This window comes from Shewanella morhuae (genome assembly GCF_003028295.1).
Lineage (GTDB): Bacteria > Pseudomonadota > Gammaproteobacteria > Enterobacterales > Shewanellaceae > Shewanella > Shewanella morhuae.
In genome coordinates, this window is sequence record NZ_PYSG01000002.1 from 965,471 (window position 1) to 990,721 (window position 25,251).

Consider the following 25,251-nt stretch of genomic DNA (forward strand, 5'->3'; position numbering starts at 1 on the left):
ATTTTAATCCTACTCTATAACTCGTCTAAAGGGCGGTAAGGCATCTAACAAAGATTTGCCATAACGCTTAGTTACTAATCGTCTATCTAGAATGGTGACTCTGCCATAATCTTGCTCTTTACGCAGTAATCTACCACAACTTTGAATTAGCTTACGTGAGGCATCGGGGATGGTTAATTGTAAGAAGGGGTTACCACCTTTCACTTTGACATATTCTGCATGGGCTTGCTCAACGGGCGAGGTTGGCACGGCAAAGGGCAGTTTAGTGACGATTAAATTAGTGAGATAATCGCCGGGTAAATCGAGACCTTCAGAGAAACTGCCGGTGCCGAATAATATGCTCGGTTCACCTTTATCGCACTTGGCTTTATGATTTTCGAGCAACTGCTGTCGCGGAGCATTGCCTTGAATAAGCAGCTCAGTGGTGAGTTTACCTTCAAGTAATTCAACCACTTTTTCCATCTGCCAATAAGAAGCAAATAGCACTAAGGTGGCCATTTCACCATCAATAAGCGTGATGATTTGTTCGGCAAGCTCTGCCGTATAGGCATCGTCAGTCGGCTCAGTACGCATTTTGGGTAAATACAGTGTCGCATTATTCGGGTAATCGAAGGGGGATTGTAAGGCTAAATAACGGCTGCCATCATTAAGAGATAAACCGACTTGATGCACGAAATGGTCAAAATTATTCAGTGCGCGCAGCGTGGCACTACATAAGACCACGCCCGCAGCCTTTTGCCACAACATAGATTCCAGCATAAAGCCGACTTCGATAGGCGAGGCACTAAAGAGGTAATCTGCTTGTTTACCGGTGATAAGTTCAACCCAGCGCGCCATAGGGGCACCTTTGTGTTTATCTTCCTTAGCCATCATCTTCCACAATTTCTGTAGATTTTCGAGCCTTTGCAACATAAATCCGGTTTCAGCCAGTAGCGCTTCGGATTGATGTTTAGGAATATCACCATCTTTTATTGCTTCGGCCAATAGTGACAGCATTTTATTAAATTGCTTCAGAGCGAGATTAGAGGTAACAGCAAGGTTTTCGGCAAGAATAAGCAGTGACTCGGGCAGTTTTCCGTGCTCAAAACGTAAACGGTTTTCCGGGTTGGCAAAGTGCTTGGTCTGGGAGTCGCAATATTGAGCAACTTGATTAAGCTGAGTGATCAAATCGCCTAAATGATCTTGCATCGCCTGTGCAGGTGCAATGATATTGTTGCTCTTTATTTGATTTTGTAACTTAGCGCAAGTCTTGCCAATTTTTTCGAGCCAGTCGCCAGCGCCTCTTAGCGTGGCCTGTGCACTGGAAAAGTCCCGTGCCACAATCGGTAAATGATGCGCCTCATCGATAACGTAAAACACATCTTCAGGATCGGGTAAAATTACCCCCCCACCCAGTTCTAAGTCGGCAAATAATAAGCTGTGGTTGACGATGAGCACGTCCCATGTGTCGATATCTTCACGGGCCTTATGGAACGGACAATTTCTATGGCTGGCAACTTGGCGATGGCAGCTGTGTTTGTCACAGGCGATTTGTTGCCACAAGTGATCTGGTAATGGCACGTCTAAGGTATCAATTTCACCGTTCCAGCGACCTTCGTTATAGTCTTTTAACAGGCCGTGCATCATCGCCACTTGGCTATTGTCTGGCTTAGTTTGCCACATGGCCATTTGTGTACTGTCGTCATCACCGATGAGCATCGCCAGTTTTGATAAACACACATAACGTTGTCGACCTTTTACTAGGCCAAAACGGAAATTTAAACCAGATTGTTCAAAGAAAAACGGTAAGTCTTTATGCAGCAGTTGCTCTTGTAATGCCACGGTAGCGGTGGCAATACAAACTTTTTTCTTACTCGATAATGCCAGTGGAATGGTACCAAGAATATAAGACAATGATTTACCGATACCCGTCCCCGCTTCGACCACAATAATGCGTCTATCTTTGTCATAGTCGCCGGCGAGGGTCTTAGATATTTCTGCCACCATATAATTTTGTTCACGGCGCGGCCTAAAATTAGGCAAGGCGGTAGCAATATCTTTATAGATGGCGCGGATCTGGGTTTTTACATTGTCAGGTAACATGCGTCACTACTTTATCGAATTAATGCTGTACATAATAACAGTGATTGCATAGCCTAAGAAACTTTTCTGCCATTTGGCGGCATTTAAATTGAGTAGCGATGCGATTTGGGAACCAATGCGATGAAGCCTGAGGCAACCGCGGCCGTTAGTGTACAAGGTCGAGTCATAACACGCCATGCGATTCATCGTCATGGGAGTTTAGTGTTGCAGTATTATTTAGCCACCGAGAAAGGCCCAGTACTGGTGGAGGTGCAAGACACTGAACATATTTGTTTTTGTCATCAAACAGATGTCGCCTCGTTACAATTACAGACACCGGGTCAAGCACTGCGTTTTGTGCCATTAGCGCTTAAGAGCTTTAAAAGCGGCGCAGTCAGTGGTATTTATGCTAAATCCAGCAGTAGCTTACGTACTTTACAACGTATTGCTAAAGATGCTGATATTCCTTTATTTGAAGCTGATATTCGCCCAGAGCAACGTTATTTATTTGAGCGTTTTGTGGCACTTGATGTGGCTTTTTTAGGATCTTATCTTGAGCAGGGTGTTGATAATCCTGAGACTAATTTGCTCCCCGTGTTTATCGCCGAGCGAGCTAAGAGTATTGTTCCTTTAACGGCTGTGCATTTACGTTGTATCTCACTGGATTTTGAATGTAGCTTTGAGGGTTTGCTCTATTCGGTGGCGCTATATGGTCAAGACGGTGGCCAATCTAATGGTCAAGCTAGCCTCAAGCAGACTTATGAAAAAGTCATTATGGTGGGTGAAGCTGAATCAAACTCCCCCGATTATATCGAATGGGTGGCCGATGAATCCGCGCTTATTCATCGATTAATCGCTTGGTTCCATGAGTTTGATCCTGACTTTATTATCGGTTGGTCAGTGGTGAGTTTTGATCTTGCATTGCTATCACGTCGCGCGCAATTACACCGTATTCCGCTAACGATTGGCCGCGGCGGCGCCAAGCTCGATTGGAAAGTTGAAAATAAGTTTCGCCCAGAAACTTTAGTTTTACCGGGCCGTGTAGTACTCGATGGTATCGATTGGCTTAAAGCTGCTTTTTATCACTTTGAGCGTTTCTCGTTGGAATTTGTGTCGCGGCAACTATTAGGGGAAGGCAAGGCCATTCATAACGTGGACAACCGCGTTGAAGAAATTGACCTGCTGTTTAAGACCAATAAACAAGCCTTAGCGCATTATAATCTTACCGATAGCCGCTTAGTGTGGGATATTTTTACTCACACTCAATTGTGGGATTTTGCCCTCGCGCGGGCCGAACTGACTGGCTTAGAACTGGGGCGAGTAGGGGCTTCGGTGGCGGCGTTTAATCATTTGTATTTACCACATTTACATCGAGCGGGTTATGTCGCTCCTGCTGAGCCTGTGAGTCAAGGCATTGAAAGTCCTGGCGGCTACGTGATGGATTCTGTGCCGGGTCTTTATAAACATATTTTAGTGTTTGATTTTAAAAGTCTGTATCCCTCCATTATTCGCACCTTTTTGATCGATCCTAAAGGTTTGATTGAAGGTTTACAGTTACCTGAGTCTGAGTGTGTCGCAGGTTTTTTAGGTGGCCGATTTAGCCGGCAGCAGCCTATTTTACCTAAGCTTATTCAAACCTTATCAGAGCAGCGCGAAAAGTCTAAACGTGAACATAATGCGCCGTTATCCCAAGCGATAAAAATTATCATGAACTCCCTTTATGGGGTTTTAGGCTCCCAAGGCTGTGTTTTTCATGATGCTAAGTTGGCAAGTTCTATCACCATGCGTAGTCATCAAATTATGAAGCAAACCCGCGCCTGGATAGAAGAAATGGGCTATCAAGTGATTTACGGCGATACGGATTCCACCTTTGTCTGGCTTGGCAGCGAGCCCGATCTCACCGATATAAGCGCCTTAGGTCAGACACTTGCCGACGATATCAACGCAAAATGGCACGCTAAGATTACTGAAGAACACCAAGTTGAGAGTTTTCTCGAGTTACAGTTTGAGCGGCATTACGAGCAGTTCTTTATGCCAACGCTAAGAGGGTCATTAGAAGGCAGTAAGAAGCGTTATGTGGGAGCTTGGCGTAATGCGAGCGATGAACTTGAGCTTATTTTTAAAGGCATGGAGCAAGTGCGTAGTGATTGGAGTCCTTTAGCACGTAAAGTTCAAGCGTCACTCTATGAGCGTATGTTTAACCAAAGGGATATCAGTATTTATTTAACCAGTGTGTTTGAAAAACTGCTCGATGGGCAATTAGATGATGATTTGGTCTTTCGTAAACGTATGCGGCGCAATATTGAAGATTATACGGCTAAGTCTTCTCCACATGTAAAGGTTGCACAGCAATTATGTGATGCGACAGATAATGCGGCTTTTGGCAAGCGAGGCGCACAAATAGATTACCTAATCACTGTAAACGGTCCTGAGTCTGTTGAGTACAGAACGTCTAAAATTGACTATCAATACTACATAGACAAGCAAATAGGCCCTATTGCCGAGCCTGTGTTTTCAATAATGAAACTAAACTACATGAGTATTGCATCAAAACAACTGTTGTTAATATAGTGTGTTAGCTGTTTTTATTGTGTTTTATTCCGTGATGGCTGTAGAGGATATATAGGTTTTATACTGTTAATAATTTTGTTTTTGTGATGCTGCGATGCATATTTTTTAGGTTTCGCTTTGAGGAGATATTGAAAGTTTGCTACTCTTTAAGCTGAAACTGTAAGGAAATGTAACAACGAAATGACGTTGGTAAAACATAAACAAAAAGGTTAAACCCCAAATGAACAAGACGTTAGTAGCCACTGCGCTGGCAGTAATATTTATAGCCCCCTCTGTCAGTGCTATCGAGATCTACAAAGATAATAAAAATGCCGTAGAAATCGGTGGTTTTATCGATGCTCGCGTGATCAACACTCAAGATGAAACAGAGGTTGTTAATGGTGCTTCACGGATTAATTTCGGTTTTAACCGTGAGTTGACCGATGGCTGGGAAGCATTTGCAAAACTAGAATGGGGTGTCAATCCAGTGGGTAATAGCGATATTGTGTACAATAATCGCTTTGAATCGGTACAAGAAGAATTCTTTTATAATCGTTTAGGTTATGCAGGTTTATCCCACGATAAATACGGTACCTTAACTATCGGCAAGCAGTGGGGTGCTTGGTACGATGTTGTTTACAGCACAAACTACGGTTTTGTATGGGATGGTAATACTGCCGGTGTTTATACTTTTAACAAAGATGATGGCGCAGTAAACGGTGTGGGTCGTGGTGATAAAACGGTTCAGTATCGTAACGCTTTTGGCGATTTAAGCTTCGCTATTCAAGCTCAGTTAAAAAACGACAGTTTTTACACCTGTGACACAACCGCTGAGATCTCTCAAAGTCAGTGCCAAATAAACTGGGAAAGTGGCGATAAAGCGGCGCAGAAAGTCGAATATAACTACACCTATGGTGGCGCGCTGACCTATAAAGCGACTGACATGCTGACATTAACTGCAGGTGCTAACCGTGGTGAGTTTGATGTAAGTTTTGGCAATGGCACGCAATCTACTGCGGTTGATCTTATCTATGGTGCTGGTATTACTTGGGGCAATTTCGACAATGATGGTTTATACGCAGCAGCAAACATCAATAAACAAGAAAATCACGATACAGATAACATTGGCCGCTTAATTAAAGATGCTTATGGTATTGAATCATTAGCCTCTTATAAGTTTGATAATGGACTACGTCCATTTATATCGTACAACATATTAGACGCAGGTGATGACTACGTAATCCAGCCTAACTTTAATGCAGATCCAAAAGACGTGTTTAAGCGTCAGTTTGTGGTGGTGGGGTTGCATTTTGTTTGGGACCCGAACACCGTTCTTTACGTAGAAGCACGTAAAGATTACAGCGACTTTACGAGTGCAGATAAAGATCAAGAGGCCAGAATGGCACTTTCTGAAGATGACGGTGTTGCAATTGGTATTCGATACTCACTCTAGTCGTTTCATTCTTTAAAACATAAATTGAGTTAATACCGAACTCTCTTTGTAAAAATACCAGTCAGAAATGACTGGTATTTTTTTTGTGGTTTCAAAGTCTTTCTTTTAGCTAATATGTACACATAATGTGCAAAATGTCGCCCAAATGAGGTGTTTGTGTATTTATTGTTGCTTAAAGGTTTTATATGTGATTTTATTGTTTCAAGCGAGGGTCGAAGACACCTCTGTTTGAAACCGTTTATTAAATAAGCGGATTATAATAAAGACATAATATTTCCAGGGAGATTGACAATGCTAAAACATAATTTACTTGCTAATTCTGTACGCTTAGCTTTGATTAGCGGCGTAGCTGTTGCTGCTTTTACGGCTCCAGTTGCTGTGGCGGCTGAAGATGGGGCGAAAGTCGAGCGTATTGAAGTTACAGGTTCACGAATTAAACGTACTGACCTAGAAGGTGCTTCACCAGTTACAACTATTACGACTGAAGACATGAAGGTTGAAGGTAACTTTACCGTTGCGGACGCTTTACGAAATAGTAACTTAAACTCATTTGGTTCATTTTCTGAACGTTCCGGTAGTTCAGCTCAGTCACAAGCGACTATTAATTTACGTGGTGCCGGCTCAAACCGTACGCTTGTGTTAATCGATGGCAAACGCTTTCCTGGTTCTCCAACGTTAGGCGGTTCATCTGCCAACTTAAACGCTATTCCTATGGCGGCAGTAGAGCGCATTGAAATTCTAACCGATGGTGCTTCTTCTACTTATGGTTCAGATGCCATTGCTGGTGTTGTTAACATCATCATGAAAAAGAACTATCAAGGTATCGAGTTTAACGTTGGCGCGGGTGCTCGTGAGCAAGATGAAGGCATGACAAGTAAAGAGTTTTCTGTTGTTGCTGGTTATCAGATGGATAAAGGTAACCTGACCTTTGCGTTTGATCATCAGGACCGTGAAGGTATTAGAGATGCAGATCGCTCTTACACTGCTCCTAGCTTGAACGATTTAAACGGTGACGGAGAAATTCAGTTCGAAGAAGCTATCGGATGGAGTCAATACGGCGCAACGGTTAGTAACCCCGATAGATCGATGACACAAGCTTCACCACTTTGTGATGATTTAGAAGCTAAGTATGGTTCTGACAAATTCCGAACGATTAAAGCTGACAACGTATCAGGCCCTGGGCATACTTATTGTGCGTTTGCTCCGGCTAACGTTTCTTATAACAAAGCCTCTGTAGATCGCAATACTGTCTATGTTGATTCTAATTATGAAGTTGCTGAAGATGTAGAGTGGTTTGGCCGTGTCATGTTTACTCAAAACAGTTCTTTTGGTCGCTATGCGCCACCTGCAGCAGCTTGGAATAACATGTCTGCCGATAATCCACATAATCCTTATGGTGTCGATGGTGCTATAGGATCATTTCGTTGGGTAGATATTGGTAATCGCGACGGTAACGTTAATGATTATAACCAAGATTACTTAACAGGACTGCGCGGTAGTATTAGTGCGTGGAATGATGCCACTTGGGAAGTCTATTATCACCACAATATCGCTGATAACAAATCTATCGGTGAGTATTATCTTAGTTATTCAGGCTTAGCATACAACGAAGCTAATGGTATTGATCTCGGCTCTGAAGCTGGCGTTAATAACATGAAAGCTACTACGTTAACGCAAGACCGTGCAACGTTTAAGCAATGGAACGCCGGTATCGGTTTTGACGCATTCAGCCTACCAGCTGGTGCTATTGCGCATTATTTTGGTATGGAATACTTCGATCAGAACTTTACATCAGTCTATGATGCACAATCTGAAGCGGGTTTAGTTGGTGGTAGCGCGGGTAACTCTGCTGGCGGCGATCGTCAAGTATGGGCAGCGTTTTATGAAGCAGCCTTGCCTATTACAGAAACAATTGAAGTAAACCTTGCTGCTCGTTATGACGATTATAGCGATTTTGGTGATAACGTTGCGCCTAAAGCTTCTGTTCGTTGGCAAGCGCTGGATAACGTTGTTGTACGTGCATCATACTCAGAAGCATTCCGTGCTCCAGGCCTAGATGAATTAAATGCGGCTACTACGTTTAGTGCAGAAAGAGGTACTGATTATGCTTATTGTCGTTCTAATGGCATTAGCGATACTCAGTGTTTAGAGGCACAGTACGATACATTTATCTCTGCAAACAGCGGGTTAGGTCCTGAAACTTCTGAATATATCAACTTAGGCGTTGCTTGGGATGTTGTTGATAACTTTGGTATTAAGGTTGACTACTTCGATTTAAACATTGATAACGTAATCAGTCAGCGTAGTATTACTAACGTAATGGAAGGTATTGCTTCTGGTTCTTTGGCACCTGATGATACTTTCTATGTGCTACGTGCACCAGGTACTGGTGGGGCCTTAGGTAAGGCCTATGAAGTAGGTACTGGCTATAGCAACGGCGATAAGTTACAAATTCAAGGCATTGACGTTGCACTTAATGGCAACCTTGAAACAGAGTTTGGTGACTTTTCAGTAAACTGGACTAACAGTTTCATACTTAAATATGATGAAGAAGTTGAAGGTGGCGCAGGTTCAGTTGATACCGCGGGATGGAATGGTCAGCCAGACTATAGATCTGTATTTACTACAGTATATAAAATTGGTGATAACGCTTTCTCGTGGAACATGAACTACACCAGCTCAACAAATGAAGATAAAGAAGAAGGTAAGTTAGATTCTTGGTTAATCCACAATATCAGCTACAGCTACGATATCGGTAGTTATGGCAAAGTATTGTTAGGTGTTAATAACCTGACTAATGAAGATCCTGTACTGAGTTCTTCTGGTTCGTACGACAACCCAGAGTTGTATAACAACTATGGTCGTGAATATCGTGCAAGCTATACTCTAAAGTTCTAATAAACCGTTAGAATACTGATGACAAGGCCAGCAAATTGCTGGCCTTTTTGTTATATTTCGAACATCTAAAAGCGGTGATATTTCAATTTCGTAGGAGATTGCATGAGTCAACATTGGAGTGAGTATTGGGAACAAGGCCATTTAACTTCGTTTGGGACAGATTTCAGCAGTAATTATGCTGGAATACTAAAAGATATTTGGCTTCCAATATTTAAAGAATTAAGGCCAAATTTTGAAGTGTTAGATATTGCAACCGGTAATGGTGCTTTACCTTTATTACTTAAAAACTATTTTGATGAATCCAATATAAATGGCCGTGTCCGTGGTGTAGATATTGCGAAGATACAGCCTATAAAATTTGATGCTGACAACTCAATTAAGATAGAACTGATTGGTGAAGTTAACTGTGAATCCTTGCCCTTCAGTGATCCTGTCGATCTAGTGACTTCTCAATTCGGAATTGAGTATTCTAATCTATCAGCATCATTAAAAACCGTCGCAAATATTTTAAAAACAGGAGGGAGATTGTCTCTTGTCTGTCATCATCATAACTCGATGATTATTAGTAGGAATAAACAAGTTTTATTGCTTATACAAAGCGTCACAACAAAAAAACTGATAGAGAAATTATATTCGCTCGCAGACTCAATGGGGCAAGTCACAACTAAAGTTGATATAAATAGAATAAAAAACGATCAAGTTTGTGAAGTGTTGCGTAATGACATTAATCAATTAATTGGTGAATTATATGAATCTAATGAAGCCGCATTAATGGATTCAGAAATATTGAATTATGTGACGACTTTTTTCAAACAAGGGCTTTATTGGTCTGTAGATAAGAAAAATGATTATCTTAAATTTGTTCAAAAACAATTAAGTGATTTAGCGCTTAGACTTGAAGAGTTAGTATGCGCGGCAATTGACGAAACTAAGTTAGCTTCAATGCTAAAAATTCTATCGAATGAGCGTGTTGAGTTCGTATCCGCTACAACCTTAAAATCAACTGATGCACAATTACTTGCTTGGCATTTTATTTTTCAAAAGGCATTAAAGTGAATATAGCATTCTTTACTCGCAACGAATGTAAAGGGTTTTGCACTATATATGTACACAAATTGGCCATTAGTAGGTTATCTGTTTAAAAGCACCCTAATTAGCAACTTTTCAGCAATCTCAAATGTTGACACCGGTCAACATTTTATGGAATGATGCCAGCGGGTCTACGCTTTAATAGTGTAGGAAAGGGAAGAAAAAAATAAACAATCACAAGATAAAGAGATACTTACATTAATTTGTCTTAATTTGTTAAAAATATAAACATTGTTAAGTGTAAGTTAAACCTTTTTTATTCACTTCAAATTGGTTGGGAACTATGTCCAAGGTAAGCAATAGAACAAAAATCGCTACTGCACTTGTTGGCGTGCTGGCATTAGCGAGCAGTAACTTCGTGGTTGCAGATCCTCTTACCGACGTACAGAAAGCAGATGGTCAAATCCATGCTGATGCTGCTGCGTCGCAGAAGAACGTTGATAAGTATTTTGATCAAGCACAAGACATGCTCTTTGAGTATGGTTCTGTTGCTGATGAGCGCGAATCACTGAAGTCATATAACGATTATGTCGCAAGTTTGGTCGCTGACCAGCAAAAGACGATGGATTCTGTGCAAGTTGACATTAATGGTGTTGATAAACTTCGCCAGGGCGTTGTGCCATTAATGTTCAAAATGGTTGACTCATTAGAACAGTTTGTTCAATTAGATTTACCTTTTAACTCTGAAGTACGTACTAATCGCGTAGCAGAATTAAAAACACTGTTGAACACTGCTGAAGTAACACTGGCAGAAAAATACCGCTTAATCCTTGATGCTTATAGTATCGAACGTGAATATGGCAGTGCAGTTGCAGTAAACCAAGGTAAGTTAAACCTAGATGGAAAAGAAGTGTTAGTTGACTTCTTTAACCTAGGCCGTGTGGCTCTTTATGCACAGAGTTTAGATCAAAAGACTGGCTGGATGTATAACTCCGAATCTAAGGGTTGGGATAAGTTGGATGACAGCTATTTGCGTGAACTGACTAAAGGTATCCGCATTGCCCGTAAACAAGGCGCTCTAGACCTATTCGCATTACCAATTCCTGCTGCGGAGACTGCACAATAATGAAGAAGTTAATTACTACAGCAGTGTTGGCTGCAAGTCTCTCTTTAACTGTTGGCATGGTAAGCGCTGCTGATGCGCCTAAATCTATTGACCAATTGTTGCAACAAGTTAAATCTGAACGCGCTGCAGAAGGCAAAATCAACAGCAAACGCGAACAAGAGTTCCAAGCCGAACGTGGTGATAAAGCTGCATTGTTAAAGCGTGAAAAAGATGCTTTAGCGGCTGAGAAACAACGCGGTAAAGATTTAAACCAAGCGTTTTTAGATAATGAGCGCAAAATCGCTCAGTTAGAAGAAGACTTGAAAACTGCTCAAGGTGACTTGGGTGAGATGTTTGGTGTGGTTAAAGGTGAAGCGGGTGATTTTGCTGGTAAATTAGCAAGTTCAAATACCAGTGCCCAATTTCCAAATCGTGACAAGTTTATCGCTGATTTAGGTTCTCGCAAACAATTACCTAAAATCGAAGAACTAGAGCAATTCTGGCAAGAGCAGCTATTTGAAATGGCGCAATCTGGCAAAGTTGTTAAGTTCGAAGGTTCTGTTACAGGTATCGACGGTAGTGTTAAAACAACGACTATCTATCGTGTTGGAGCATATAACCTTACCGCTGATGGTAAATATGTTGTCTATAACCCAGACTTACGGTTAATTCAGCAGTTGTCTCAGCAACCAGAAGGCTATCAAGTCCGCGCTGTTGCTAAATGGGAAGAAACCACTTCAGGTACTGCACCTTTCTACGTTGACCCAGCTCGTGGTGTACTGTTAAACATCTTTACTAACAAAGCGAGTATGGAAGATCGTATAGAATCTGGCGGCACAATCGGTTATATCATCATGATATTACTCGCGCTAGGTATGCTGATTTCTATCGAGCGTTTAGTGACTATGACTATTATCGGTGCTCGTGTTAACAGCCAACGTAAAAACGTTGATAAGCCTGGTAATAATGCTTTAGGTCGTATCTTAAAAGTTTACCAAGAGAACAAAGATGTTGATGTTGAAACATTAGAGTTGAAACTTGACGAAGCTATTTTGAAAGAAACACCAGCATTAGAAGCACGTATTTCAATCATTAAAGTTCTAGCTGCTATCGCACCTATGATGGGTCTGTTAGGTACAGTAACGGGTATGATTGCAACTTTCCAAAGTATTCAATTATTCGGTACTGGCGATCCAAAGCTGATGGCTGGCGGTATTTCGATGGCGTTGGTAACAACAGTACAAGGTCTGGTTGCGGCTCTGCCATTAATGTTAATGCATGCAATTGTTGTTGCGCGTAGTAAGTCAATTGTACAGATCCTTGAAGAGCAAAGCGCTGGCATCATCGCAGCACATGCTGAGAAGAGGGCTGACTAATGATGATATACCTGATGGATATTTGGGATTCCGTCAGGGGCTTCATGGCCTCCGGGGGCAACGTCCTCTGGCTTGTAGCGGCTGTACTGTTCTTAATGTGGGTATTGATGCTGGAGCGTTATTGGTATCTTAATTGGATATCACCAAAGCACCATAAAGCAATCATAACTGCATGGGACGCCAGAGAGGAAACAACCTCTTGGTATGCGCACCGTATCCGTGAAGCTTGGATGTCCCAAGCGAAGCAAGATTTGAATGCACGTATGCTGATCATTAAAACCTTAGTGGCAATTTGCCCAATGATAGGTTTATTAGGTACCGTAACCGGTATGATTTCAGTGTTCGATGTGATGGCAGTTCAGGGGACGAGTAATGCTCGTTTGATGGCGGCTGGTATTTCAATGGCGACCATGCCGACTATGGCTGGTATGGTTGCAGCATTATCAGGAGTATTTTTTAGTACTCGTCTTGATGCAAAAATGAAAATCAGTTTAGAAAAGCTAAAAGACAGCATGCCGCACCACTAGAGAGAGATTGAACATGGCACGTAAAAAGCATTCCAGTATAGATGAGGAAGCGCAAATTGATATGACACCGATGCTCGACATCGTGTTCATTATGCTAATCTTCTTCATTGTAACAACGTCATTCGTGAAACCATCTGGTTTGGACTATAACAAACCAAAAGCTTCACAAGCGACTTCAAAGCCTTCGGCGAACATCTTTATTGGCGTCAGTAAGACTGGTGTCATTATGATGGAAAACCGTCAGGTTGATATCGAACGTGTAACGGCAAACGTTGAGCGTATGCTGGCTGAAGCACCTGAAGCTGCTGTATTAATTCAGGCTGATAAAGATGCATTACACGGCTTAGTTGTTAAAGTTCTAGACCAAGTGAAAGCGGCTGGTATAGATAAAATTTCGGTATCTGCGGGGAACGATTAATATGCTAAGAGCACTAGTATCGATCATTATTGGTGCTGCTGTGACTTTTGGTCTGTTCGCTTTTATGGCGTTCTTGGTCGGTGGCGGCGCACAGCGCGGTGATACATCGGCCGAGACCCCTGTAATTGAAATCACAATGGATAGACAAGATTCAAAAGCACAGAATAAGCCAAGGGTTGTGCCTAAGCCACCACCACCACCAGAACAGCCGCAGAAGCCTGATGTAACACCACCAGACTCCTCAAGCAATATTGACACATCAATGTCGTTCAATATGGGTGGTGTAGAAGCTGGCGGTCCAAGCACCGGCTTTAAATTAGGTAATATGATGACTCGTGACGGCGATGCTACGCCTATCGTTCGTATCGAACCTCAGTATCCAATTGCTGCGGCTCGCGATGGTAAAGAAGGTTGGGTACAACTTCGTTTTACCATTAACGAACTCGGTGGTATTGACGATGTCGAAGTTATTCAAGCAGAACCAAAGCGTTTATTTGATAAAGAAGCGATTCGTGCATTGAAGAAGTGGAAATACAAGCCAAAGATTGTAGATGGCAAACCACTGAAACAGCCGGGTATGACTGTCCAACTAGACTTTACCTTAGATAAGGGAGGCAAATAATTATGCGTAATGTTAATAAAATCGCAGTGCTATTATTGCTTTCTGTTTGTGGTGGTACGTTAACATTGTCTCCAGCTATGGCTGAAGAGAAGTGTGCCATCGATAAACGTCAATCTAAAGCGGTAGGCGAAGGCGCAGCGAAAAAAGTTCAGAAATCATTTGAAGCTTATACTAATGGCAAAATAGATGAAGCTATTACTATTTTGCTTGAGGCGAATGCGAAGAACGATTTCGATAAAGCTTATGTTGCACGTATGCTAGGTAACTTTTATGCCGAAAAAGGCAAAATGGATACTGCGATCAAGTACCTGAAACAGGCTGTAGAAGCTGATATTTTAGGTGGAACGGATCACGCTGCGACAATGCGTCTTTATGCGGATTTGCTGTTACAAGAGAAAAAGTTTAAGGAAGCGATTCCTTATTATTACAAGTGGATGGATTTTACTTGTAAAGCAGATTCTCAAATGTATCGCCGTATTGGTATTGCACATTCAGAGCTTAAACAGTGGGATAAAGTGATTGAAGTGGCCGATAAAGGTCTTTCATTAGCTGAAGCTCCTGATAAAGGTCTGTATCAAATGAAACTGACTGCTTACTTCAATCAAAAGAAGTATAAGAAAGCGGTTGGTGTGTTAGAAGTCATGGTGCCTTTATTTCCATCTGATGGCAGATTATGGGTTCAATTAGCACAGTTTTATTTGATGGTTGAAGACTACGACAAATCTCTGGCAACTTACGATTTAGCCTACAGAAATGGTTTCTTAGATAGCGCGGGTAATATCACGCGTTTAGCACAATTGATGGCACAGAAAGGTGCTCCATATCAAGCGGCTAAAATCTACCAGAAGCATATAAAGTCAGGCATGATCGCTGAGGATGCTAAGTCGTTCGATATTTTGGCAGGATTTTTCCAAAATGCGAAAGAGTTTAAACAAGCCGCTGAGTATTATGGTAAATCTGCTGCTATCAATAATGATGGTAAGACTTATCTCAAGCAAGGTCGTTTGTTAAGCTTAGATGGACAATATTCTGCTGCGATCCCAGTGCTTGAAAAAGCCATCTCAGTAGGCGTTGATCATCCTGGAGAAGCAAACTTTGAATTAGCTTTGGCTCATTTAAGTTTGAAACAGTACAAGTCTGCTTATAACCGTGCGGTATTAGCTGCTAACGATAAGAAGACTGAGAAGAGTGCAAAAAGCTATATCTCTTATATTAAAGAGAAAGCACGTATGCATGATGTCGCACTGTAATCACTTCGCAGTTTGTTAATGTTTTAGTTTGAAAGCCCCGAAAGGGGCTTTTTCTTTGGGAGAGAGGGCTGAGCTTACTTTTGTTGGTCTTGTGTGGGTGTAGCAAATAGTAATAGTCAGTTTACCGCAGATTGCCAGCTTGTGTTTTTTACCATATTCTTGATTAAAGTCAGGCGTTTGTTGGTTTAATCGCTTTAATACATTCACGGGACTATTTTATCTATTTCACAGCAGCCCCAAACTAAGAGGTGCGGTTTAAATGTGTAATCATGCCAGTATGTTTAACCTGCATCTCTTACCCGCTATAAGATTTCAGCCCTAGTGTTTTGGGGGTTAACAACGAATCTTCACTGTGTAATATCGATATGATCAATTCATTCGACAGTAGATTTTGACAAAAGAATTAAAAGAAGTCAGTAATGACGAACTAAATAGGAGAAATATTAAAATGAAATTGGGTTTATTAGCGGGTTCAATCGCATTAATCTTAACTCTTCAAGGTTGTTCTAAGCCTGAAGTTACCGCAGTTCAAGAAAATAGCACAGCTAATACTGCGGCTGCAGAGCAGGGCGAAACGCAGACGGCAGAACAGCGTTACTTAGCACTTGTTGATGCTTATTTTAAAGATTATTTGAAATTAGAGCCTATTTACGCCACTTTTGTCGGTGTTAATGATTATAACGCTGATTTTGGTGGTGATTTAACTGAAGATTATCTTAAAGCTCGTCATGATCTTAATACGCGTTATTTAGAACAGGTGCGCGCGATTAATCCTAAGCAGCTACCTGCAGATCTCCAGTTGAGTTATGACTTGTTTGTCTACGACCGTGATATGGCTTTAGTTGATGAAACGTATCCGTCACGCTTTATGCCGATAAGCCAGTTCTATAGTACCGTGATCACTATGGTGCAGTTAGGTAGTGGTGAAAGTGCACAACCTTTTAATAGCGTGCAAGATTATCGAAATTGGGAGCAAAGAGTTGATGGTTTTATCAAGTGGGTATCATTAGCTGAAAATCGGATGGATGAAGGTATTGAAAGTAAAGTCGTGCTACCAAGAGTACTGGTAGAGCGTATTATTCCACAGTTAGACGCCATGTTAACCACGGATGTTACCCAGAGTATTTTCTACTCACCTATCCTGCATTTTCCTGAAAGTTTTTCTGAACAAGATAAAGCGGAATTAACTGCGCGTTATCAAGCCATGATTACTGAGCGTATTTTACCCGCTTTAACGAGTTTACGAGATTACTTTAAACAAACTTATTTGCCTAAGTCGCGTGCAACAGATGGCTGGTCTGGCTTGCCTAATGGTAAAGCTTGGTATCAGCATTTGGCCAACTTTCACACGACCACCACTATGTCAGTCGATGAAATCCATCAAATTGGCCTAACTGAGGTGGCAAGAATTTTATCAGAAATGGATAAGGTGCGTGCTCAAGTGGGTTTTAAAGGGGATTTAAAGGCATTTTTTGCGGCATTATCTTCTGAACCGCAGTATTTTTATGATGATCGTCAAGGCTTGATTGATGGCTATATGGTACTAAAAGATAACATCAATAAGGTTTTACCTAACTACTTTAATGTGATGCCAAAGGCTGATTATGTAGTGAAACCGGTTGAAAACTTCAGAGAACAGTCTGCAGCCGGAGCCTCTTATGAAGCGCCAGCCGTTGATGGTAGTCGCCCAGGTGTATTTTATATTAATACTTATAATCTTAAAGCACAGCCAAAGTGGGGTATGACGACGCTGTCTTTACATGAAGCTGCACCAGGGCATCACTTCCAAATTGCAATTAAACAAGAATTAACGGGCGTGCCTGAGTTCCAACGCTTTAGTGGTTATACCGCCTTTGAAGAGGGGTGGGCACTTTATGCTGAATATTTAGGCGTTGAAATGGGCTTGTTTACCGATCCTTACCAGTATTTTGGTAAGCTTTCAGATGAAATGCTGCGCGCAATGCGCTTAGTCGTTGACACTGGCCTTCATGCTAAAGGCTGGAGCCGTGAGCAAGCAATTCAGTACATGAAAGATAACTCGCCAATGGCTGAAAGCGATATTGTCGCAGAAGTTGAGCGTTATATGGCGATCCCAGGCCAAGCTTTGTCCTACAAAGTGGGCCAGTTAAAAATTATTGCCTTACGCGCTCGCGCTGAAAAAGCCCTGGGTGATAAGTTTGATTTAAAAGCATTCCACGATCAAATCCTCACTTCAGGTTCACTTCCTATGGCAGTGATGGAACAAAAAATCGACCGTTGGATAGCGGCTAAACAAGTTTAGTACTCAATATGCCGTTACTCGAGATTGATAGGAGTAACGGTATTTAAAAACTTTTTTATTCAACAGAAAGTTTTTATACTGTTGAACCCAGCCCATTAGATCGAATGATAATGGGACGTTGATGATATTTGAGGCAAATGTCTCATGATCCAAATAGGAGTTTTATTATGGTCCAGGCAACAGCAAGACATTTGTTAGTCAGCAGTGAAGATCAATGCCAAACGCTGAAACAACAAATAGTAGACGGAGCAGATTTTGCCGAGATTGCTCGTGCGCATTCATCTTGTCCATCAGGTGCACAAGGTGGCGAATTAGGTTCATTTGGCCCAGGTATGATGGTCAAAGAGTTTGACGAAGTGGTATTTAGTGCACCATTGAATGAAGTGCAAGGCCCTGTTAAAACTCAATTTGGTTTTCATTTACTTGAAGTGACCAGCCGCGCATAAGTTTTACGGTTTGTTTCATGCAAGGTGTTTGAAACGGCAGCGGTGGCTGCCGTTTTTGTTTTATCTACTCATCACGGAGTTATTATGCTGGAACTCTATACCGATAGATTGAAACTCCGGAGCTTACAAGATAGCGACTGGGAACATTTTTATGCATTGCACAGTGATCCTGAGATTAATCGCTATGTGCGAGTTCCTGAGTCGCAAGTAGCTCTTCGCAGTAAATTTGATCAGCGTTCTGACACTTGGTTTTATGGTTCTGGCGATTGGCTGACCTTAGTGATTGAGACCGTTGATACAGGGCAATTTATCGGGTTAACAGGCCTCTATTGTCAAAGCCTTGATGAGCAGCGGGCTGAAGTCGGTTACTTGCTGGCAGCAGAAGGCCACGGCAAAGGTTATGCAACTGAGAGCTTAAGGGCGGTCATTGATTGGGCCTGCTTAAGTTTTAATCTTCATAAATTTGTTGGTCATTGTGCCAAAGATAATCATGCATCAGCACGTGTCCTTGAGAAATGTGGTTTTCGGCTTGAGGGTTTGCTCAGACAGCAATTCAAAATCGGGGAAAATTGGCTTGATGAATGTGCCTATGGTTTACTCGCTGATGAAAGACGCCTCTAGCCTAATTATCTTCAGCGTATTTGGCGCGGTGCTGGTATAATGCCACAGGTTTATTTTTAGAAGGCGTGTACTAAGTGACGCAAATTAATCAATTAGCTTTGCATTCTGACGAAGATTTCATTGAATTGTACAAGGTATTAAAAGTCCAAGGCATGAGCAGTGCTGGCGGTGAAGCTAAGCATTTTATTGACGAAGGTCAAGTCACTGTTAACGGTGAAGTTGAAACTCGTAAACGTAAAAAGATCGTGGCGGGCGATATCGTCAGCTTTAACGGTGAATCAGTTCAAATCATTGCGGCAGAATAAGCCTGCAACAGTGGAGCAATATATGCAATTTCCAGATGATGACAATGGTAAAATGCTGGCAGCAATGGCTGAATCGGGAATCGATTTAACTAAAGCGTTAGATGTTGATTTCTTTTTAGTATTTGATGATCAACGCGATGCTGAGACAGCGTTAGAAGAGTTAACTAATTCTGACTTGCAAGGCGAGATTGAGCTCAATCTGAATGATGAGCTTGGCAAGTGGGAAATTATTGTTTGCCTAAATATGGTACCTGAGTACGACACTTTAGTTGAGCAAGAGGTCATGCTTAATGATTTTGCTGCCGAGTTTGGTGGTACGAGTGACGGTTGGGGTGTAATGCAACATCAAGACGGTGACGATGAGTTTATAGACGAAGACGACCATGGGCATGTACATGGTCCAAACTGTAGCCATTAATGCTATCCTGTTAGTTGTTAAATTTAAACGAAAACCACCCGAGGGTGGTTTTTTATTACTCATTTTCTGCTATTGGATGTGTTAATGCTAAAGTCTTATCTATGCTCAATCCCTTGCCAAAATACTTAATATCACTAAGAAACATCAATCTCTAACAATCAAAGGATAAATCTCCAGTAACCAAGCGATAAAGGCTAGGTTTCTAGTGGTCGGTAAGGGGATGTCGGCGTGAATAAATTATAAAGGTGGGACATAAGTATTGAGATTTATGGTTTGATTGCAATGTTATGTATCAGTTATTTTTGATGACGTTAAGTGGTTATAAACCGGTGAGCATATTATTTCCTATGGCGGGTGTTGGAGCCGGAATATCTCACTCTTACGTCACTATATTTGATGTAAAGGCGGTAATAACTCCTTTGCATTTAGTTGGCAAACGCAGTCTAATGCTCGGCAATGACTCTCTTTTTATCAACAGAATAATAAAAATTATGGAATTTGAATTAACTCTACAAATCGCAGCAATACTTTTTGCCGTGGCACTGGTGGCAGGTTTTATTGATTCAATTGCCGGTGGCGGTGGTTTATTAACAATTCCGGCACTCATGTGGGCTGGATTACCGCCTACGGTTGCCTTAGGGACCAATAAGTTACAGGCTTGTGGCGGTAGTTTTTTTGCGAGCTGGTACTTTGTGCGCAAGGGGCTGGTTGATCTTAAGTCGGTTAAGTTAGCTTTAATTTGTGCGTTTATCGGCGCCGCATTAGGGACTGTTTTAGTTCAACTTGTTGATACTAAAGTGCTCGAATTGATGTTGCCATTTTTAATATTGGCCATTGGTTGTTACTTTTTGTTTTCGAAAAAGATATCTGAGGACGATAAACATCAAGTGCTCACACCGACCGCGTTTGCGTTCACTGCGGCTTTAGGCGTTGGCTTGTACGATGGTTTTTTTGGTCCAGGTACCGGCAGTTTTTTTGCATTAGCTTTTGTATCACTAGCTGGTTTTGGTTTGGCAAAGGCTACAGCTCACGCGAAGCTGCTAAATTTTTCGACCAATATCGCCTCGTTGATCTTTTTCGCCTTAGGCGGGAAAGTGATTTGGTTATTGGGGTTAGTAATGCTGGCCGGACAAGCCATTGGCGCAACCTTAGGTTCTCGTCTAGTGGTGACTAAAGGCACTAAGATCATTAAGCCACTCGTGGTGACTATGTCCCTTGCGATGAGCTTTAAACTGCTCGCAACGCAGTACCAGTTATTCTAATAGACAATCAATAGGCGCAGCCTTAAACGGCGCGTTAGCTTATCTTAGTGCGCTATTTTATCTGAATGATGTCAACCTTGGCTTAACAGTTAAGTCGAGGATGATATCGCAGTGTAGAACCTTCCAATACTATCAAAAATCCCACCTCCTATTTTGGCAATAGGTGTACTATTTCAAGGTTTTTGAATAGTATATCCTGTCCTTTTTAATACACTTTTTGTGTTCTTATTTTTCTATGTGTATTTTAACACTATGTTTTACTTATTAGGATTTAATTAGATTTGAATACGTAAATTGTTTACCTTATTTTGCGTTAATGGGCGATACGAGCGCTTAGCTTTGGCGCCATCACTTTGTTAAAAGAGCGATTATGAAATTTATCCATACCTCAGACTGGCATATTGGCCGCCAGTTACACAATCAGTCATTACTAGATGATCAAGCCTTTGTGCTCGAGCAAATTATTGCTATGGCAAGTGAGCATAAGGTCGATGCTGTGATTGTTGCGGGGGATATTTATGACCGTTCGATTCCGCCAGCTAATGCGGTTGCGTTATTAGATGATGTGCTTAATCGTTTGGTACATGGTTTAGGCTTGCAAGTGATTATGATTGCTGGAAACCATGACGGCCACGAGCGTTTGGGTTTTGCAGCAAAACAAATGGCGGCAAGTGGGTTACATATTATTGGGCCACTGAGCGTTAATATTCATCCTATTACTTTGTCGAGTTTAAGCGGTGATGTGGTTTTTTATCCCCTGCCTTATGCTGATCCAGCCACCGTGCGCCACGTATTTGAGTGCGAGGCTGCGAGCCACGAAATGGCTATGGATATTTTGCTTGAGCAAGTGCGTCAGCACGATAGTCAAGGCTTACCCAAAGTGGTGATCAGTCACTGCTTTTTGGATGGTGGCAGTGAGTCAGAATCAGAGCGACCGCTCAGTATTGGCGGCGCCGACAAAATATCGCCAAAGCTATTTACTGAATTTGATTATGTTGCGTTAGGCCATTTGCACGGGCCGCAATACAAAGGCGCCGAACATGTGCGCTATTCAGGTTCGATTTTAAAATATTCCTTTAGCGAACAACATCAACACAAGTCGGTAACCTTAGTTGAACTTGGCGCGCAAACGCCGCTAAATATTCGTTTATTACCATTAACGTCAATGCGTGATGTGCGCATCTTAGAGGGGGAATTAGAAACATTACTCGCTCAAGGCAAAACGGATATAAAGCGTGAAGATTACCTGATGGTGAGACTACTGGATAAACATGCCATTTTAGATGCTATGGGCAAACTCAGAGCCGTTTACCCTAATGTACTGCATTTAGAGCGCACAGGCTTGATGGCGGGGCAGCAGCAAGTCGCTTTAAGCCGCGATCATATCAAAAAAGGCGAAATGGATATGTTCTGCGACTTTTTCTCTCAGGTGTCTGGCGAGCCATTAACGCAGGCACAGCAAACTGTGATGGACGACCTCTTGACTAAGTTGCACAATGAGGAGCGTCAAGCATGAGACCCCTTAGCCTTTCAATGTCAGCCTTTGGCCCCTTTGCATCAACTCAATCACTTGATTTTACAGCGCTTGGCACTAATCCATTATTTTTAATTAATGGGCCAACAGGTGCGGGTAAAACGACCTTGCTCGACGGTATTTGTTTTGCGCTTTACGGCAAAACTACGGGTAACGAGCGTGAAGGCAGTCAGATGCGTTGCGATATGGCCGATGATAACTTGCTCACTGAGGTCACATTTAGCTTTCAGCTTGGCAGTAATCACTATCGTATTCGGCGCGTGCCAGAGCAAGATAGAGTAAAAAAAAGCGGCGATGGCTCAACGGTACAAAAGCCTGAAGCTCAGCTCTATAAAATTGACGCTGATGGCAATGAAAGCTTGCTTGTGGCGAGTAAAGTCTCTGAGGCAACTGCTGAAATTGAAGCCTTAACAGGGCTCGATGTGGAGCAATTTCGCCAAGTCATGGTATTGCCACAGGGCAAGTTCCGTGAATTATTAATGGCAGATTCTAAGGCGCGTGAGCAGATATTTAGTCAATTATTTCAAACTCATATTTATCGCCGCATTGAAGATTCCTTAAAAAGTAAGGCAGCGGATATTCGCGCCTTAGTAAAAGACCAGCGTAGTCGTCGCGATGGCATCTTACAAAGTGCGGCTGTTGCATCCGATGATGAACTGAATAATGAATTAGCTAAGCTCGCACCAGAACTTGAAGTGGCCCAAAGCGCGAAAGAGCAGGCATTACAACAACAGCAACTTATCATCAAGCGGGGCGACGCTGCGCAGCATTTACTGGCCGATTTTACTCAGCTGGATGTGTTAACTCGAACTGCTGCAGAGCTTAGTGCGCAGCAAAATAATATTAAGGCTAAAAGTCACGCAGTGGAACTTGCTAAGCAAGCGCAGCGTTTAGGGCCAATCGTTGAAGTGTTTTTGTCCCGTGAGCAAGAATCTAAATCAGCAAACCTTAACCTTAACCACACAAAAACAGCCTTATTAAATACTAAGCAAGCTTTTGAAAGTGCTGAACTAAAAGCAACAGGGTTACCCGTGTTGGAAGCGCAGTTACTTGAAAAGGAGCAAGCTAAACCGCAACTGAATGCATTAGGACCTCAGCTTAGGGAACTCGATAAACTCACTAAGACAGTCGAGCAAGAACAACAGCTGTTAACTAAGGCTAAAGCGCAGTTTCTGGCTAGCAAAAATGAATTAAGCGCCGTTAGCCAAAAACGCCGTGAACTGGAATCAACTCTGCCACCATTACAAGCTAGCAGTGAGACTCGTCTGTCATTACAGCAATCGCACCAGCAGCAACAGCAGTTATTATCTGCTTATCAGCAATGGCAACAGGTGGCGGTCAGAGTTGCTTCAACACTGGCTAAACTTGACAAGGCTAAGGCGCAAGGCCAACTGCTTAATACTCAACATCAACAAGCACAGATAGCGCATAAAACCCTATTGTTGACTTGGCATCAAGGGCAGGCGGCTATTTTAGCTCGGCAATTACAGCAAGATGAACCTTGCCCTGTATGCGGTAGCACAATTCACCCACAGCCAGCGCAGAGCCAAGAAGCGCTGCCCAGTGATGAAGCGCTGCAATTAGCCCAAGATGCAGAAGCCTATGCCCAAGATATGTTGAGTAAGGCAAGAGCTGAATATCGGGGCTTTCAAACGCAGTTAGAAACCTTGCAGCAACAATCGCAGGATCTCGCAGCACAATTAGGCGTTGCAGTTGATATTTCTTTAGATGAACATACGCATACTTTGGCGCAATTGGCTTCTTCACTTACAACAGCCGAACAAGCCCACTTAAGTTTGCAGCAGCTGCAGCAAGATATCGTGCTGCTACAGATGCAAGAAACGCAATTACAGCAAAAGCTGGAGCAAGGACACGCGCAAGAAAATACCTCGCAATCAAAGGTTGATGTATTGCAAGGGCAGCTAGCGCAAATGCAGCAAAATGTACCGAAGGAGCTGGCTACGCTCGAGGTATTAAACGCTGCAATAGCACAAAACCAACAAGATATTAATCATGTTAAACAACAGATTGCCAGCATTCGCGAGCTTCAACTACAAACTGGGCAGGCTTTTGTCGCCGCTAAAGCTGCGTTAAATGGAGCAGAGAACACCGCTGAGACCGCACTAACGCAGTTAACTCGAGCACAGCAGCAGCTCAGTCAACAGTTATTAGCTGCCGGTTTTACCGATCAACAAGCTTTGCTTGAGGCCATGTTGGATGAGCAGCAACTACATCTACTAGCAAGTGAGATTGAAGCGTACCAGCAGCAATGTGCGTTAATTCAAGCCCAGAGTGAGCAACTGACACTTAAGCTTAAAGATAAAGTACCGCCCGATAGCACCAAGCTTGCGGCAGAGCTTGAGATGGCGCAGCAAGCATTACACACTGCCGAACACACATGGCAACAGCTCCACACTCGAGCTGCGCTTCTGCTTCAAACACAAACCCAGCTGAATATTGCCGATACGAAAGCTAAGAGTTTAGAAGATGAGTATGCGGTTATTGGCACGCTCGCCGACGTTGCTAATGGTAATACGGGCAATAAAATTAGCTTGCAGCGTTTTGTCTTAAGTGTGTTGCTTGATGATGTGTTACTTGAAGCCAGTCATAGGCTGCATTTGATGAGTAAAGGGCGTTATCGCTTATTGCGTAAGGAAGATAGAGCAAAAGGTAACAAGGCTTCAGGCCTAGAGTTAGAAGTCGAAGATGCCTACACCTCAAAAGTACGTCCGGTGGCGACCTTAAGTGGCGGTGAGAGTTTTATGGCGGCATTATCAATGGCATTAGGGTTATCCGATGTGGTGCAAGCCTATGCAGGTGGCATCAAACTCGACACCTTATTTATTGATGAAGGCTTTGGTAGTTTGGACCAAGATTCATTAGAATTGGCCATTCGAACCCTGATGGATCTGCAATCATCAGGCCGTATGATAGGGGTAATATCGCACGTCTCAGAGATGAAAGAGCAGATAAATACCCGCATCGATATCCATAAAACCTCACATGGGAGTGAAATGGTGGTTGTTTTACTTTAGCCGCTTACTTTCTACAGAAGTCGCATTTAAACATTTGTTTTTAATCTGTTATTTGTTGTG

The 25,251-nt window shown here is 42.4% G+C and carries 19 protein-coding genes; 18 read left to right on the forward strand and 1 reads right to left on the reverse strand.

The genetic code is table 11. The features are described 5' to 3' along the window. Nucleotides 1-9 precede the first annotated feature (9 nt). Nucleotides 10-2,082, reverse strand: coding sequence for an ATP-dependent DNA helicase DinG (gene dinG / locus C9I43_RS04740; protein ID WP_076498220.1), 2,073 nt, complete (start codon nt 2,080-2,082; stop codon nt 10-12). Between the two features lie 120 nt (nt 2,083-2,202). On the opposite strand from dinG, the gene C9I43_RS04745 reads away from it, so the two are divergent. The 18 genes from C9I43_RS04745 to C9I43_RS04830 all read left to right on the forward strand — a co-directional run bounded on the left by C9I43_RS04745 (nt 2,203) and on the right by C9I43_RS04830 (nt 25,191). Continuing rightward, a complete protein-coding gene (locus C9I43_RS04745) occupies nt 2,203-4,632 on the forward strand; it encodes a DNA polymerase II (protein ID WP_107882419.1) in 2,430 nt (809 codons plus the stop codon). Between the two features lie 220 nt (nt 4,633-4,852). Beyond that, nucleotides 4,853-6,064 carry a porin gene (locus C9I43_RS04750; RefSeq protein WP_107882421.1) on the forward strand — a complete coding sequence of 404 codons (1,212 nt, stop codon included), beginning with the start codon at nt 4,853-4,855 and terminating at the stop codon, nt 6,062-6,064. A gap of 291 nt (nt 6,065-6,355) precedes the next feature. Then, nucleotides 6,356-8,962 (forward strand): TonB-dependent receptor, encoded by a 2,607-nt coding sequence (locus C9I43_RS04755; protein WP_107882423.1) that lies wholly within the window; start codon nt 6,356-6,358, stop codon nt 8,960-8,962. A 102-nt stretch (nt 8,963-9,064) separates the two neighbouring features. After that, complete coding sequence (locus C9I43_RS04760; protein ID WP_107882425.1) at nt 9,065-10,018, forward strand: class I SAM-dependent methyltransferase; 954 nt, start codon at nt 9,065-9,067, stop codon at nt 10,016-10,018. Nucleotides 10,019-10,334: 316 nt separating this feature from the next. Beyond that, on the forward strand, nt 10,335-11,117 hold the full coding sequence (locus tag C9I43_RS04765; RefSeq protein ID WP_076498230.1) for a DUF3450 domain-containing protein: 783 nt from the start codon (nt 10,335-10,337) through the stop codon (nt 11,115-11,117). Beyond that, nucleotides 11,117-12,472: a MotA/TolQ/ExbB proton channel family protein gene (locus tag C9I43_RS04770; RefSeq protein WP_076498232.1), complete on the forward strand. Its 1,356-nt coding sequence runs from the start codon at nt 11,117-11,119 to the stop codon at nt 12,470-12,472. The genes C9I43_RS04765 and C9I43_RS04770 overlap by 1 nt, the downstream gene beginning before the upstream one ends. Continuing rightward, a complete protein-coding gene (locus C9I43_RS04775) occupies nt 12,472-12,999 on the forward strand; it encodes a MotA/TolQ/ExbB proton channel family protein (protein ID WP_076498234.1) in 528 nt (175 codons plus the stop codon). Before C9I43_RS04770 ends, C9I43_RS04775 begins: the two co-directional genes overlap by 1 nt. 13 nt (nt 13,000-13,012) lie before the next feature. Next, nucleotides 13,013-13,417: an ExbD/TolR family protein gene (locus C9I43_RS04780; RefSeq protein WP_012588012.1), complete on the forward strand. Its 405-nt coding sequence runs from the start codon at nt 13,013-13,015 to the stop codon at nt 13,415-13,417. Nucleotide 13,418: 1 nt separating this feature from the next. Then, complete coding sequence (locus C9I43_RS04785) at nt 13,419-14,039, forward strand: energy transducer TonB (RefSeq protein ID WP_107882427.1); 621 nt, start codon at nt 13,419-13,421, stop codon at nt 14,037-14,039. 2 nt (nt 14,040-14,041) lie between these two features. Next, a complete protein-coding gene (locus C9I43_RS04790) occupies nt 14,042-15,289 on the forward strand; it encodes a tetratricopeptide repeat protein (RefSeq protein ID WP_107882429.1) in 1,248 nt (415 codons plus the stop codon). A gap of 448 nt (nt 15,290-15,737) precedes the next feature. Further along, entirely contained in the window at nt 15,738-17,570 is a 1,833-nt protein-coding gene (locus C9I43_RS04795; RefSeq protein WP_107882431.1) for a DUF885 domain-containing protein, read from the forward strand. Nucleotides 17,571-17,737: 167 nt separating this feature from the next. Next, nucleotides 17,738-18,016 carry a peptidylprolyl isomerase gene (locus tag C9I43_RS04800; protein ID WP_076498240.1) on the forward strand — a complete coding sequence of 93 codons (279 nt, stop codon included), beginning with the start codon at nt 17,738-17,740 and terminating at the stop codon, nt 18,014-18,016. Nucleotides 18,017-18,100: 84 nt separating this feature from the next. Beyond that, nucleotides 18,101-18,637 (forward strand): GNAT family N-acetyltransferase, encoded by a 537-nt coding sequence (locus tag C9I43_RS04805; protein WP_076498242.1) that lies wholly within the window; start codon nt 18,101-18,103, stop codon nt 18,635-18,637. 74 nt (nt 18,638-18,711) lie between these two features. Next, complete coding sequence (locus tag C9I43_RS04810; RefSeq protein ID WP_107882433.1) at nt 18,712-18,942, forward strand: RNA-binding S4 domain-containing protein; 231 nt, start codon at nt 18,712-18,714, stop codon at nt 18,940-18,942. A gap of 22 nt (nt 18,943-18,964) precedes the next feature. Then, a complete protein-coding gene (locus C9I43_RS04815) occupies nt 18,965-19,360 on the forward strand; it encodes a ribonuclease E inhibitor RraB (RefSeq protein WP_107882435.1) in 396 nt (131 codons plus the stop codon). A 491-nt stretch (nt 19,361-19,851) separates the two neighbouring features. Continuing rightward, nucleotides 19,852-20,622, forward strand: a complete 771-nt coding sequence (locus tag C9I43_RS04820; protein WP_076498496.1) for a TSUP family transporter — start codon at nt 19,852-19,854, stop codon at nt 20,620-20,622. Nucleotides 20,623-20,992: 370 nt separating this feature from the next. Further along, the gene (locus C9I43_RS04825) at nt 20,993-22,138 is read left to right on the forward strand and encodes an exonuclease SbcCD subunit D (RefSeq protein ID WP_107882437.1); all 1,146 of its coding nucleotides are present in this window, start codon (nt 20,993-20,995) and stop codon (nt 22,136-22,138) included. After that, nucleotides 22,135-25,191 carry an AAA family ATPase gene (locus tag C9I43_RS04830; RefSeq protein ID WP_107882439.1) on the forward strand — a complete coding sequence of 1,019 codons (3,057 nt, stop codon included), beginning with the start codon at nt 22,135-22,137 and terminating at the stop codon, nt 25,189-25,191. The genes C9I43_RS04825 and C9I43_RS04830 overlap by 4 nt, the downstream gene beginning before the upstream one ends. Nucleotides 25,192-25,251 lie beyond the last annotated feature (60 nt).

Bases quoted from the DNA above. Each gene is read 5' to 3' on its own strand.
- dinG (WP_076498220.1), bottom strand. From the start codon at position 2,082: ATGTTACCTGACAATGTAAAAACCCAGATCCGCGCCATCTATAAAGAT.
- C9I43_RS04800 (WP_076498240.1), top strand. From the start codon at position 17,738: ATGGTCCAGGCAACAGCAAGACATTTGTTAGTCAGCAGTGAAGATCAA.
- C9I43_RS04785 (WP_107882427.1), top strand. From the start codon at position 13,419: ATGCTAAGAGCACTAGTATCGATCATTATTGGTGCTGCTGTGACTTTT.
- C9I43_RS04775 (WP_076498234.1), top strand. From the start codon at position 12,472: ATGATGATATACCTGATGGATATTTGGGATTCCGTCAGGGGCTTCATG.
- C9I43_RS04760 (WP_107882425.1), top strand. From the start codon at position 9,065: ATGAGTCAACATTGGAGTGAGTATTGGGAACAAGGCCATTTAACTTCG.
- C9I43_RS04755 (WP_107882423.1), top strand. From the start codon at position 6,356: ATGCTAAAACATAATTTACTTGCTAATTCTGTACGCTTAGCTTTGATT.
- C9I43_RS04805 (WP_076498242.1), top strand. From the start codon at position 18,101: ATGCTGGAACTCTATACCGATAGATTGAAACTCCGGAGCTTACAAGAT.
- C9I43_RS04790 (WP_107882429.1), top strand. From the start codon at position 14,042: ATGCGTAATGTTAATAAAATCGCAGTGCTATTATTGCTTTCTGTTTGT.
- C9I43_RS04780 (WP_012588012.1), top strand. From the start codon at position 13,013: ATGGCACGTAAAAAGCATTCCAGTATAGATGAGGAAGCGCAAATTGAT.
- C9I43_RS04765 (WP_076498230.1), top strand. From the start codon at position 10,335: ATGTCCAAGGTAAGCAATAGAACAAAAATCGCTACTGCACTTGTTGGC.
- C9I43_RS04745 (WP_107882419.1), top strand. From the start codon at position 2,203: ATGAAGCCTGAGGCAACCGCGGCCGTTAGTGTACAAGGTCGAGTCATA.
- C9I43_RS04770 (WP_076498232.1), top strand. From the start codon at position 11,117: ATGAAGAAGTTAATTACTACAGCAGTGTTGGCTGCAAGTCTCTCTTTA.
- C9I43_RS04815 (WP_107882435.1), top strand. From the start codon at position 18,965: ATGCAATTTCCAGATGATGACAATGGTAAAATGCTGGCAGCAATGGCT.
- C9I43_RS04795 (WP_107882431.1), top strand. From the start codon at position 15,738: ATGAAATTGGGTTTATTAGCGGGTTCAATCGCATTAATCTTAACTCTT.
- C9I43_RS04825 (WP_107882437.1), top strand. From the start codon at position 20,993: ATGAAATTTATCCATACCTCAGACTGGCATATTGGCCGCCAGTTACAC.
- C9I43_RS04750 (WP_107882421.1), top strand. From the start codon at position 4,853: ATGAACAAGACGTTAGTAGCCACTGCGCTGGCAGTAATATTTATAGCC.
- C9I43_RS04820 (WP_076498496.1), top strand. From the start codon at position 19,852: ATGGAATTTGAATTAACTCTACAAATCGCAGCAATACTTTTTGCCGTG.
- C9I43_RS04830 (WP_107882439.1), top strand. From the start codon at position 22,135: ATGAGACCCCTTAGCCTTTCAATGTCAGCCTTTGGCCCCTTTGCATCA.